The 12,316-nt window shown below is 67.5% G+C and carries 9 protein-coding genes, 1 tRNA gene and 1 pseudogene; 4 read left to right on the forward strand and 7 right to left on the reverse strand.

The window, feature by feature from the left end; translation table 11 throughout:
* Positions 1–69: 69 nt before the first annotated feature.
* Together ACIDOCELLA78_RS000000112465 and ACIDOCELLA78_RS000000112470 are read right to left on the reverse strand one after the other, a co-directional pair.
* Positions 70–745 (reverse strand): annotated as a pseudogene (locus tag ACIDOCELLA78_RS000000112465) (RlmE family RNA methyltransferase).
* The gene (locus ACIDOCELLA78_RS000000112470) at positions 742–1,836 is read right to left on the reverse strand and encodes a Ppx/GppA phosphatase family protein (protein WP_201729823.1); all 1,095 of its coding nucleotides are present in this window, start codon (positions 1,834–1,836) and stop codon (positions 742–744) included. Before ACIDOCELLA78_RS000000112470 ends, ACIDOCELLA78_RS000000112465 begins: the two are co-directional and overlap by 4 nt.
* A 143-nt stretch (positions 1,837–1,979) precedes the next feature.
* Here ACIDOCELLA78_RS000000112470 and ACIDOCELLA78_RS000000112475 point away from each other — a divergent pair.
* The 4 genes from ACIDOCELLA78_RS000000112475 to ACIDOCELLA78_RS000000112490 all read left to right on the forward strand — a co-directional run bounded on the left by ACIDOCELLA78_RS000000112475 (position 1,980) and on the right by ACIDOCELLA78_RS000000112490 (position 8,475).
* Positions 1,980–2,053 (forward strand) — tRNA-Gln (locus ACIDOCELLA78_RS000000112475).
* A 194-nt stretch (positions 2,054–2,247) separates the two neighbouring features.
* A complete protein-coding gene (locus tag ACIDOCELLA78_RS000000112480; protein ID WP_201729824.1) occupies positions 2,248–4,632 on the forward strand; it encodes a transketolase in 2,385 nt (794 codons plus the stop codon).
* A 267-nt stretch (positions 4,633–4,899) separates the two neighbouring features.
* Positions 4,900–8,082, forward strand: coding sequence for an EAL domain-containing protein (locus ACIDOCELLA78_RS000000112485; RefSeq protein WP_249676831.1), 3,183 nt, complete (start codon positions 4,900–4,902; stop codon positions 8,080–8,082).
* A gap of 153 nt (positions 8,083–8,235) precedes the next feature.
* A complete protein-coding gene (locus tag ACIDOCELLA78_RS000000112490) occupies positions 8,236–8,475 on the forward strand; it encodes a hypothetical protein (RefSeq protein ID WP_249676833.1) in 240 nt (79 codons plus the stop codon).
* Positions 8,476–8,584: 109 nt separating this feature from the next.
* On the opposite strand, the gene ACIDOCELLA78_RS000000112495 is transcribed toward ACIDOCELLA78_RS000000112490, so the two are convergent.
* From ACIDOCELLA78_RS000000112495 to ACIDOCELLA78_RS000000112515, 5 genes are all read right to left on the reverse strand, one after another.
* On the reverse strand, positions 8,585–9,010 hold the full coding sequence (locus ACIDOCELLA78_RS000000112495) for a GFA family protein (RefSeq protein ID WP_201729827.1): 426 nt from the start codon (positions 9,008–9,010) through the stop codon (positions 8,585–8,587).
* Between the two features lie 91 nt (positions 9,011–9,101).
* The gene (locus ACIDOCELLA78_RS000000112500; RefSeq protein ID WP_201729828.1) at positions 9,102–9,494 is read right to left on the reverse strand and encodes a helix-turn-helix domain-containing protein; all 393 of its coding nucleotides are present in this window, start codon (positions 9,492–9,494) and stop codon (positions 9,102–9,104) included.
* A 10-nt stretch (positions 9,495–9,504) separates the two neighbouring features.
* Positions 9,505–10,053, reverse strand: a complete 549-nt coding sequence (locus ACIDOCELLA78_RS000000112505) for a Smr/MutS family protein (RefSeq protein WP_201729829.1) — start codon at positions 10,051–10,053, stop codon at positions 9,505–9,507.
* Positions 10,037–10,741, reverse strand: a complete 705-nt coding sequence (locus ACIDOCELLA78_RS000000112510; protein WP_201729830.1) for a lactate utilization protein — start codon at positions 10,739–10,741, stop codon at positions 10,037–10,039. Before ACIDOCELLA78_RS000000112510 ends, ACIDOCELLA78_RS000000112505 begins: the two co-directional genes overlap by 17 nt.
* A complete protein-coding gene (locus ACIDOCELLA78_RS000000112515) occupies positions 10,738–12,159 on the reverse strand; it encodes a lactate utilization protein B (protein ID WP_201729831.1) in 1,422 nt (473 codons plus the stop codon). The genes ACIDOCELLA78_RS000000112510 and ACIDOCELLA78_RS000000112515 overlap by 4 nt, the downstream gene beginning before the upstream one ends.
* Between the last annotated feature and the right edge of the window lie 157 nt (positions 12,160–12,316).

The raw sequence follows: 12,316 nt of genomic DNA on the forward strand, positions 1-12,316 counted from the left end.
AGCGGATGTAGTGCTCCTCGATGTTGATAATTCGAGCATCTTCATCCGATCGGGTGGTGCTCTGGCGCTTCAGCCCTCCTCGGGCCGGTAGCCGGTCGCGACGAGATACAGCTCGCGCTGTCCTTGCGGCTCGCCTCGGGCTTGGCGTGGCGGACGACGGCGAAGCGCCGCTTCAGCGTCTCCAGCATCTCGCCCTGCGCGCCGCCCTGAAACAGCTTGGTGACGAAGGCGCCGCCGGGAGCGAGATGGCGAAAGGCGAAGTCGAGCGCGAGTTCGGCCAGCCCCATGATTCGCAGATGGTCGGTCGCGGTGTGGCCGGTGGTGTTCGGCGCCATGTCCGACATCACGAGATCGACCGGCCCGCCCAGCGCCTCGGCAAGGGCGGCCTCCATCGAATCGTCCTGGAAATCGCCCTTGATCAGCGCCGCGCCGGCGATCGGCTCGATATCGAGCAGGTCGATGCCGACGACGCGGTCGGCCCACGCTCCAGCGCCACCTGCGTCCACCCGCCCGGCGCGGCGCCGAGATCGACCACCCGCGCCCCCTTGCGGATCAGCCCGAACTTGCCGTCGAGCTCGATCAGCTTGAAGGCGGCACGGGAGCGGTACCCCTTTTCCTTCGCCGCGATCACGTAAGGATCGTTCAGCTGGCGGATCAGCCATTTCTGCGACGAGGGCTTGTGCTTGCGCGCCGCCTTGAGCCGCACGGCGGAGCGGCGGCGCGAGCCGATGGTCTCGCCGGTCATGCCTGGAGGCGGCGTGAGCGCGCGCGCGCGGTGCGGATCAGGCGGGTGAGCATGCCCTCGCGCAGCCCCCGGTCGGCGACGGCGAGATCGGTGGCGGGCCACATCTCGGCGATGGCGGCGAAGATCGCGCAGCCCGGCAGCACGAAATCCACCCGGTCGGCACCGATGCAGGGATGCTCGGCGAGCCGGCTCCGCCCCATCGCGCGGATCGATTCGAGACCGGACGTCACCACCTCGTGCGGCAGCACGGCACCGTCGATCGCGCCGCGGCGATAGCGATCGAGATTGAGCGCGATGCCGGCGATGGTCGTCACCGTTCCACTGGTGCCGACGAGCCGCACGCCGCCCATGCGGATTTCCTGGCTGATGCGGTGGGTCTCCTCGAAGGGACGCAGCAGGGCCTTTACCTCCTCGACCACGCCGGCGAACCCGGCCTCGGTTTCGCACCAGCCGGCGCAACGCTCGGAAAGCGTCACGACGCCGACGGGGATCGTGTGGTAGCCGATGAGCTGGGGGGTCACCCGGTCCGACGGGCCATGCGGGGCGGGGACGCGAACCCAGGCGATCTCGGTGGAGCCGCCGCCGATATCGAACAGGATGGCCCGCCGTTCAGCCTGGCTGATCAGCGAAGCGCAGCTTTCCATCGCAAGGCAGATTTCCTCCCGCGGCGAGATCGTCTCGAGCGGCAGCCCGGTTTCCGCCCGCGCCCGCGCGATGAAGGCCGCGCCGTTCTCGGCCTGGCGGCACGCCTCCGTCGCGATCGCCTTGGTCGCGGCGACCTGCCAGCGGCGCGAACGCTCGGCACAGATGGCCAGAGCATCGATCGCACGGTCCATCGCCGCGTCCGACAGCTCGCCGGTCCGGTAGAGACCTTCGCCAAGCCGGACGACCCGGCTGAAACTGTCGAGCACATGAAACCCGTTGCCGCTCGGCACCCCGACCAGCATGCGGCAGTTGTTGGTGCCGAGATCGATCGCCGCGAAGGCCGGCGGACGGGCCCGGCGATCCGGCAGGCGCCGACGTTCTCCGTTCCCCTCGGCAACGGCGGCGGCAGACCCGGACGGATGCGGAACAACGAGGTTGGTTCCCATGATTCCAATATAATGGGCCGACCCATGGGCCGAGAGCAAGTCAGATTTGCGCGCAACTCCAGATGGACGACGCAAGCGGCGGGGCGATTGCCTCCGGCAATCGCTGGTGCTATGGCGTGCTGCAGCTTCAGACGACCCGCGACTGGGGGATAGTTTAGCGGTAGAACTCCCGGCTCTGACCCGGGCAGCCTTGGTTCGAATCCAGGTCCCCCAGCCATTCACCCCGAACATGTCATGTGGCCAGCCCAGCGGCTTCCGCCCTCTCGCGGGCATGGCGGCGGGTTCGGCGATTGAGCCCGTCATGCCGGGCAACGCTCCCATGCCGCAGCACTGCCGTTTCAAACGGACGCATGAATTCCAGATAATCTGGTCTATAGGGAATGCAGGAAGCGGACAGGCCGGGATCAAGGCATGAACAAGTTGCTCGTTCCCGGCGATCGGCCGGATGACCACGCACCAGCCAGTGCGGATTATGGGCGGCTGCGACAACTCGAACGCAAGCTGCTGTGGCTTTCCGCATGGATGATCCACCACGCCAACAACATCCGCCCGAACCGCGACGGGCTCAAGGTCGGCGGGCATCAGGCCTCATGCGCGTCGGCCGTCACGATCATGACCGCGCTCTATTTCCACATCCTCCGGCCGCAGGACCGGGTGGCGGTGAAGCCGCATGCCGGCCCCGTCCTGCACGCGATCAATTACCTCCTCGGGCGGCAGACCCTCGAAAAACTGGCCGCCCTGCGCAGCCTCGGCGGCGCGCAGGCCTATCCCTCGCGCCGCAAGGATGGGGCGGAGATCGATTTTTCGACCGGCTCGGTCGGGCTCGGCGTTGCGATCACCTCGTTCGCGGCGCTGGTCCAGGATTATGTGCGCGCCCACGGGATGGTCGCCGCCGACCGCCCCGCCGCGCGGCACATCGCGATCGCCGGTGATGCCGAACTGGACGAGGGCAATATCTACGAAGCCCTGCTGGAAGGGTGGAAACACGACATCCGCGACGTTTGGTGGGTTGTGGATTATAATCGGCAGAGCCTCGACTCGGTCATGCCCGACCGCCTGTTCGGCCGGATCGAGGGGCTGTTCCGGGACATGGGCTGGAGTGTCGTCAGCCTCAAATACGGCCGGAAGCTCGAAGCCGCGTTCGCCCGCCCCGGCGGCCAGGCGCTGCGTGCCTGGATCGACGACTGCCCGAACAGCCTCTACTCCGCCCTGACCTTCCAGGGTGGCGCCGCCTGGCGCGAGGCGCTGACGACCGATCTCGGCCGCTCGCGCGGGGTGCGGGCGATCATCGACCCGATGAACGACGAGGCGCTGGCCGGGCTGATGACGAATCTCGCCGGGCACGACCTGCCGACGCTGGTCGAGGCCTTCGCCGCCGCCGCCCGCTCGGACCAGCCGACCTGCTTCCTGACCTACACCACAAAGGGCGCCGGCCTGCCCTTCGCCGGGCACAAGGACAATCATTCCGGCCTGATGAACGCCGAGCAGATGGAGGCCTTCCGCCAGCAGATGCGGATTCGCCCCGGCCGCGAATGGGACCGGTTCGAGGGGCTCGACGATCCGGACGGGCTTGCCCGGTTCCTCGCCACGGCGCCCTATGCCCGCACGCTGACCGCGACCGGGCGCGCCTATGCGGCGCCGCCGGTCGCTGTGCCGCAGGTGCTGCCGCATACGCCGTTCGCCGGGCGGCGCCTCTCGACCCAGGCGGGGTTTGGCGAAATCCTCTCGGAAATCGGACGCGGCGGCGGTGATGCGGCGGAGCTTGCGCGGCATATCGTCACCTCCAGCCCGGATGTGACCGTCACCACCAGCCTTGGCCCCTGGGTCAACCGCCGCGGCATTTTCGACCGGCATACGCGAAACGACATGTTTCGCGACCAGAAGCTCGCCTCGGCGCAGCGCTGGGGCATGAGCCCGGAAGGCCAGCATATCGAGCTTGGCATCGCCGAACAGAACCTGTTCCTGCTGCTCGCGGCCGCCGGGCTTGCGGCGCCGCTCTACGGCGCGCGGCTGCTGCCGGTTGGCACCGTCTATGATCCGTTCGTCAATCGCGGCCACGATGCGCTGGTCTATGGCTGCTACCAGGATGCGCGGTTCATGCTGGTGGCGACCCCCTCGGGCATCAGCATTTCGCCGGAGGGCGGCCAGCACCAGTCCAACAACACGCCGCTGCTGGGCATGGTGCAGGACGGCATCGCCGCCTTCGAGCCCGCCTATTGCGACGAATTGCTGCTGCTGATGCGCTACGGGTTCGACTGGATGCAGCGCCCCGAGGGCTCGTCGATCTGGTTCCGCCTGTCGACCCGCGCCATGTCCCAGCCCGAACGGCGGATCGAGGCGGCGGACGTGATCGCCGGCGGTCACTGGGTGCGGCCGCCGGCGCCGGGCGCGCGCATCGCGATCATCTACCAGGGCGCCGTGGCGCCGGAAGCGGAAGCGGCGCATGCGATGCTGCTGGAGGACATTCCCGGCGCCGGGCTGCTGGCCCTGACCAGCCCCGACCGGCTTTTCGCCGAGTGGCGCAGCGCGCAGCAGGCCCGCCGGAGCGGCGAGCCCGCCGCCCTTTCCCATATCGAGCGGCTGCTCGCACCGCTCTGCGCCGAAGCGAGGCTGGTGACGGTGCTGGACGGCCATCCCAGCACCCATGCATGGATCGGCGGCGTGCGCGGCCAGCGGATCAACACGCTCGGCGTCGACCGGTTCGGCCAGTCGGGGGATATCCCCGATCTCTATCGTGTCTACGGCATCGATACCGACGCGATTCTCGAAGCCTGCGCCGCCGCCCTGCTGGCCTGATCCGCGTCTCGCCCCGCTGACCCGGCACCGGGACGACGCGACGGGCGCCGCCCGCCCGTCGTTAGCCGGCTGTTTACCTTTAGGGTTTAGAATCAACTCATGAAGCACTATTTTCAATAATATTTTAAACTATATTTAAGATTTAAATATCATGATCATTCGACTATGATTTGAAGTGAACATGGAAAGCATTTATCAGTCAAACTGACGAAATACAGGCAGACAACTCGAGTCACTTTCGGCATGCGCAACCAGAAATCTCCCTGGATGAGAGACGTGATCGGCTTTCTCTGGGGCACGGTTGCTCTCGTTGTCCTGATTTGCGGCGGCTTCGAGTGGTTCAAGTATGGAGAGCTTTCCAGCCGTGTCCGGGCGGAGGCGAAAACGGTCGCCACCGAGTATGCCGGCACGATCGCGCGGCGGCTGTTCAACCAGTTCACCGAGTTGGAATTCATCGGCGTGAGCCTGCTGGCCCCCGCGCCGGATGGCACGATCGCACCATCGCCGCGGACCGTCCGGGCGCTCTATCGCTTCATGGCGCTGCACCCGAGCCTCTATGCCTTCAACGTGCAGTCACCCGACGGCAACCGCATCATCTGGTCGACGAAGAAACAGCCCAAGCGCCCGATCACCCTGGCCAACGGATTTACGCCGCTCGCCAGCCACCCCCAATATCTGCTCGGTCGGCCCCGCTACGCGGCCCGGGTTCACAGCTACGCCATCACGATGCGGTTCCGCGACATCGGCGCCAACGGCCAGACGCGCTATTTCGTCGGCACGCCCTACCGGCTCGACCGGCTGCTGGCTTATGCCGGCCATGCCCGCCTGCCGCTCACCCTTGCCGTCACCGACATGCGAAACCGCTCCAATCTCGTGGTCTGGCATAACGGCAGGCTCGATTTCAGCAGCCTCGCCCATCGCGGCCCGCACCAGCCCGCCGCCGCCGGGGCCGGCGCCACGCCGGCTGCCAGCACGGCTGAGCCCGCGGCCGTTCCGGGCCTGCCGCTGGAGGTGACGGCGAGCTGGCCCGCCGCCTATGTCACCAATCGCTGGGTCAGCAGCGGCTGGATCAGGTGGAGCCTTGAAATCCTCTTCGTCGTCATCCTTTCGCAACTGGTCATGCTCGTCGCGCGCAGCCGCCGGCGCGAGCAGATCGCGGCGGAGGCGCTGGAAAGGGCGCGGCGGGTCGACGACCTGACCGGCCTCGCGACCCGGACCAGGTTCGAGGAGGAGATTCCAGCGCTTTGCAGCGGCCTCGCGCCCGGCCGGCAACTTGCCGTCATCGTCGTCGACATTGAGGATTTCTCGGATATCAACGCCCGCATCGGGCGCGCCGCCGGCGACAACCTGCTGCGCACCCTCGCGCAGCGGCTCGCGGCGCTGCCGGACGCGGTTCTCCACGCCCGGGTCGGGGCGGATTCGTTCGCTTTCGCGCATGCCGACATTGCCGAGGGCGAGATGCATGCGCGGATCGATGCGGTTCTCGCGGTTGCCGCCGAGCCGTTCCAGATTGCCGGAGCAACCGCCGAGACGATCGGCATTTCCCTCGGCAGCGCGCTATACCCTGCGGATACGGATTCCGCCGCCTCGCTGCTGGGCCGGGCCGAGATCTCGCTGTTCGGGCAGGTGCAACGCCGATACGGATCGAGGCGGCGGCAGCTCGACCCGTATTCGTCCGAACATATCCTTCCCATCGCCTGGGCCCTGCGCTTCCTGCGGCCCTGTATTCCCGACATCGCGCAGGCGATGCTGGACGACATCATGTCCGACCCGCGAAACCGCGCCGTGATGGAGCCGCTGGACGAGGGGCGGCACGAGCGTCTGAAGCTGGCGGTCGCCCGCCATATCCTCATGCTGCTCGATCCCGCGCTGAACCCCGAACGACATCGCGCGGAAGCATCCCGCATCGGCCGGCTGCACGTCGCCCTCGGGGTCGATATCAGCGCCCGCACCAACGCGATGAGCGGGCTGTATCAGCGCATCTCGGTAGCGAGCCAGCGAATTCCGGGCCGGATCAGCCAGCGCCAGCTCTATCTCGACATCATCCTGCAACGCTGCGAACTGGACATGGAGATCCAGCAGGACGCGGCGGCGGGATTGCGCCACGAGATCCATCGCACGCTCGGCACGCTGGCGCTGGAAACCCGCCGGATGACCCGCAGCGTCGATGTCTGCGACGCCATCACCGCGGCGCTGGCCGGCTGGCCGTTCATCGCCTGCTGCGCGATCTATACCGAGGCGGTGGACGGACGGCTCGTCATCGAGTCCGAGAGTTCGGGGCATGCGGGGATGATGGAGCGGCATCCGACGCTGCGGCTGGGCGGGCTGAAGCTGAAGGATCTGGGCGATCATCCGATCGCACGGGCGTGGTTCACCGCCGAACCCGAACGCGGCCCGGCGCACGCTTTCGTCGGCCCTGACGATGCCGATGCGTGCCAGCGCGTTCTCGCTGCCGAGGGCGTGCTGAGCGCGGTGGCGTTGCCGATCACCGAACTCACCGGCCGGCTGCGGGCGGTGCTTGTGATGTATGGCAGGCTGCCGAACCAGTTCGCCGCCCCGGTGACGAGCGACTCGCTCGAGGCGCTCAGCCTGATCGCCGCCCGTGGCCTTGAGCAGACCAGGGACGAGTCCCTGGCGCTGATGCCCGCCGCCGAGCGGCAGGCGTGGCGCAGCCGGCTGTTCGATGGCGGCTTGCAGATGTTCATGCAGCCGATCGTCAATCTGCGGACCGGCAAGGTCGCGAAACTCGAAGCCCTCGCCAGGCTCGATCTCGGCGATGGCCGGCTGGTCGGTCCGGGGCAGTTTCTGCCGGTTCTCAGCCAGCAGGATCTCGACCGCCTGTTCATCGAAGGCATGCACCAGGCCATGCATGCGGTTTGCGGCTATCGCCGGCTCGGATTCGATGTCGATCTGTCGCTCAACCTGCCACCGACGACGCTGCGCCACCCGGACTGTGTCCGCTGGATCCGCGCCGCCCTCGATACGTTCGATCTCGATCCGCGGCGGCTGACCCTCGAACTGCTCGAAGATCAGGATTTCGTTGCCGGCGATCTGGGGCTGAGCACGATCGAAACCCTTCATCACATGGGCGTGCAACTGGCGCTGGACGATCTCGGCGCCGGTTATGGCAGCCTGATGCGGCTGCGGAACCTTCCGTTCGACATGGTCAAGATCGACCAGGGGCTGGTGCGGGGGATTTCGGCACAGGACGAACGGTCGATCAAGCTGGTCGAAGCGCTCGTGCAGCTCGCGCTGCGGCTCGAGATCGCGGTGACGGTGGAGGGGCTCGAAACCCCGGAGCTGATCGACATGGCGCTGCGCTGCGGCGCCGGATTTGGACAGGGATACGGAATCGCCCGGCCGATGCCGGCCGACCGGGTTCCGGCATGGCTCGCGGAATTTCATCTCGACACCGAGGGATCGCGCGCGTCCTTCATCGCCCTGTTCTGAGGCGCATCCGGCCTGTCGGCGGCGCCGATCCGGGGCGGCGCTGTCATCCGATTGCAAAATGTTCATCACGTTTTGAGCCCCCGCTTCTTGCCGGCGGGCGATTCAAGCGCCAACATCCGTTTCATGGGACATTATCACGGCCCGACCATAGACATGACCGTTTCGGGGGATTTCCGCGATCTTCCGACCCGCAAACCGTCACTGGTGGCCATCGCGGCGCGGCTCCTGATGTTCGGGATCGCGCTCGGCTTCGTCGCAATGCTGTTCTGGCTTGCGGTGTTCACCCTGCCGGTGCTGCTGCTGGCGGGTGTCGGCCTCTATTTCTACGCGCGGTTCGTACCGAGCCGAAACCCAGGACCGGCAGGGCCGACGATCCGGATGTTCCGGTTCTGAACCCTGCGCGTCGTCCAATCCGGATGGACCGGCAACGGCGATGGCGGCTGGACGGAGGGATGGTCAGCGCTGAAGGCGGGCAAGCGATCCGCTCGCCCGCACGCGTCGCCTATTCGGCGATCAGCTTTCCGGACCCGCCGAATTCCGCCGGAAAGTCGGCGAATTTCGGCAATCCGTCGTGAATGGGTAGAACAGTTTCGCTGTAATTCACATGCAGGCCGGGCTTGTGATCGAGTGTCGGGATCGTCGCCGAGAACACGTCGACCAGTCCGAGAGGCGGGTGATTGGCCATGATGTGGCCGCCGCAAAGCCGGCAGAACTTGCGCTCGCTCATCGGCGTCTTGGCGTAGGTGGCGATGTGTTCCTCGCCTTTGGTGACCGTGACGGCCTCGGGTTTCCACAGGCTGAAGGCGTTCACCGGGCCGCCGGACCACGAACGGCAGGAACGGCAATGGCAGATGCCCATGCCTTCCGGCTCGCCGCTCGCTTCGATTTCGACAGCGCCGCAGAAACAGGCGCCCTTATGGGTCGTCATATCTGGAAGTCTCCTCTGCTTATGCCTCCATGGTGCCGCAGGCGGAGTCGTTGGGCAAGTGTCACAGTCCGTGAGACATTGCCCCGGCGGTTCACTTTTCCGCCGCCTCACCCCCGGCGGACGGTGGAACGGGCGTTTCACGCAGCAACGCATCGATCGCGGCAACCGTGTGGTCCGGCAGGTGCCGCAGCTGGCGGGCGAAGCGGTTGGCCAGCGCGGTCTGCGCCGGGGAAAGCCCACCGGTGTGCAGGCTGATCCGCGGGCGGGAATCGCGGGCGAGATCGGCCAGCTCGTGCGCCTCGTCCCAGATCAGGCTGAACAGCTCGCAGATCTGATGGATCAGCCCCGGCGAGGGCGCGCCGCGCCTGCCGTGTTCGAGCGCGGACAGATAGGCCGCCGAGACGCCGATGCCCTCAGCCATCTCGCGCAGGGTCATTCCGCGCTGGGCCCGCAGGGCGCGCAGCCGCGCGCCGAACGGGGTCATCCGCCGGGCCTCACGGGCGGACCCTGCGCAGCAGCACGCGCAGCGCCCCCTGGTTGGCGGCGTGCGGATGGCAGACCGCGAGGATGTGCGAGCGCAGCGCGCCATCGTTAAGCCAGAACGGAACCTCGCGCCGCAGCACCCCCTCGCCGCCGGCCCGCCTTCCATGGCCGGTGACGATCTCCACACAGCGCATCCCACGCGAAACCGCGCCGGCGATGAGCGCGCTGACCGCGACATGCGCGGCCGCCGTGGTCATGCCGTGCAGGTCGAGCGTGCGTTCCGGCGCGATCTGCCCGGCGCGGAATTTTGTCCAGGTCGCGCGGTCGAGCCCCGGCGGCGCCACGCCGATCGCCACTGCCGGGCGGCGTGGCGGCAAAACCGGCGCCAGAGCCGGAGCCGGCGTTGGCGCCGCGATTGTGGGCTCGGGCCTCGCGCTGGCGGGCTTGTTGGCAGGCGGCGCCTCGGGCACGCGCACGCCGCGCAACGGGCGGACGTGGCGCAGATAGCGCGTCCAGACCTCCAGATCGGCGGCCGGAAGGGGTTTAGCCCTGCGCGCCATCTCCGCCTGCGTCGCCGAGCAGCACGATATGCAGCCGCCGCGGGCCATGCGCGCCGAGTTCGAGCGTGCGCTCGATATCGGCCGAGCGCGACGGCCCGGTGACCAGCATCACGTTGCGCGGCATGCCGCCCGCCTGGCGCAGCCGGTCGAACGCGTCCTCATAGGGACCGACCACGTCAGAGTCGCGGAGCACGACGATTTCGGTATCCGGCAGCAGGTTGAGCGTGGTCGGCGAGCGCTGGCCCGAGGGCAGCATCAGCGTGCCGGTTTCCGCGATCGCCGCGAAGCCGCGCTGCACCGAGACCATGTCGCTCGGCTGGGCGCGGCCGAAGCGATGGGCGAGCAGCGGGGCATCGTTCCAGTTCGCGTCCTCCAGATCGGGATGCGGGGCGATCACCAGTTCCGCCGGCAGGTTCTGCTCGCGCAGGTAGCCCGCGACATGGGCGGGCAGATCCGCCGGGTCGGCCAGGCGCTGGACGGTCGCGTATTCCCGCGTCGCATTGGCGATGAACAGCTCGATCAGCGCGTCATGGTCGAGTGCGACGCGGGCGGGGATGGTGTGGCGCGGATGGGCATCGAGCCGGGTGCGGAGCATCGCCGCCTGATCGGCGGGCAGCGCGCCGCGCCCGAGGCCGCGCCGGATCGTGCCGAGAATCGCCGCGCGCTGGGCCTGGTTGTCCTGTTTCATCGGCTGCGCTGCTCCCGTGCATAGCGTGCGAAGAAGGTCTCGCCCTCGGGGGCGGGCATGTCGCGCGCGGCGGTCCAGGCGCCGGCCAGCGGTAGCCAGCCGAAGCGGCCGCGCTTGCGGCCCATCATGCCGAGCCCCCAGGCGGCGATGCGGGCAACGCCGCGATAGAGCCCGGGGCGGCGGGCGACGAATCCCCAGCCGCGAATGCCGTAGCGCGTGGTCGCCGGGGCGAGATGCCGCTCGAAGGCCCGCTCGCGCCAGTGACGCATCATGCCGGTGAGCGGAATCTTCATCGGGCAGACGCTTTCGCATTTGCCGCAGAAGGTCGAGGCCGTGGGCAGCAGATGCGCCTGCTCGGCGCCGAAGATGGCCGGGGTCAGCACGCTGCCCATCGGGCCGGAATACATCGAGCCATAGGCGTGGCCGCCCACGGTGAGATAGACCGGGCAATGGTTCATGCAGGCCGAGCAGCGGATGCAGCGCAGCATGTCCTGGAACTCGGTGCCGACCATGTTCGAGCGGCCATTGTCGAGCAGGATGACGTGATATTCCTCCGGCCCGTCGGGGTCGCCAGGGCGTTTCGCGCCGGTGGAGAACGTCGTGTAGACCGAGAATTCCTGCCCGGTGGCCGAGCGCGCCAGAACCCGCAGCAGCGAGACGGTGTCCTCCAGGGTCGGGACGATTTTCTCGAGGCTGGCGAGCACGATATGCACGCGCGGCAGGGTCTGCGTGAGGTCGCCATTGCCCTCGTTGGTGACGATCACCGAACTGCCGGTTTCAGCGATCAGGAAATTGGCGCCGGTGATGCCGACATCCGCGGCGATGAACTGCTCGCGCAGCACCGCGCGGGCTTCGGCCTGGATGTCGCGTTTCTCGTGAAACACGCGGTCGGCCGGCAGATGGGTGTGGGCGGCGCGGAAACTGGCTTCCCAATCCTCGCGGTTGAGATGGAAGGCCGGGCCGATGATGTGGCTCGGCGCCTCGCCCCTGATCTGCAGAATGTATTCGCCGAGATCGGTCTCGACCGGGCGGACGCCGTTCTCCGCGAGGTGCTCGTTCAGCCCGATCTCTTCGGAGATCATCGACTTGCCCTTGGTCACGGTTTTCGCGCCCACCCGGCGGCAGATGTCGAGCACGGCGGCCCGCGCATCCTCGGCGGTGCGGCACCAGTGAACCTGCCCGCCATGGGCCTCGACCTGCTCGGCATAGCGCTCCAGATAGACGTCGAGATTCGCCAGCGTGTGATTCTTGATGCCTTTCGCGGTTTCGCGCAGGGTCTCGAACTCGGGCAGCCGGGCAACCGCGGCGGCGCGGGTCTGCGCGAAGGGCTTGCGGGCGCGATCGAGCGCCTTCTGCAACCCGGCGTCCTGCATCGCGCGGCGAGAATTTTCCTTGAAATCGGGGCTGGTATTCAGCATCGGGAACTCCTTCACGCACGAGTGTAGTGAATGGCCGCACTGAAGTGAACGCCCCCCCCATCGCCGCCGCAATTTCTTGATGGATCAAAAAAATGGCGGCACTTTCGTGCCGCCAAGTTTAGGGAGGAAACGTCCAAGAAGCAAACAGAGCGAATGA

The sequence above is a fragment of the Acidocella sp. C78 genome (assembly GCF_907164655.1).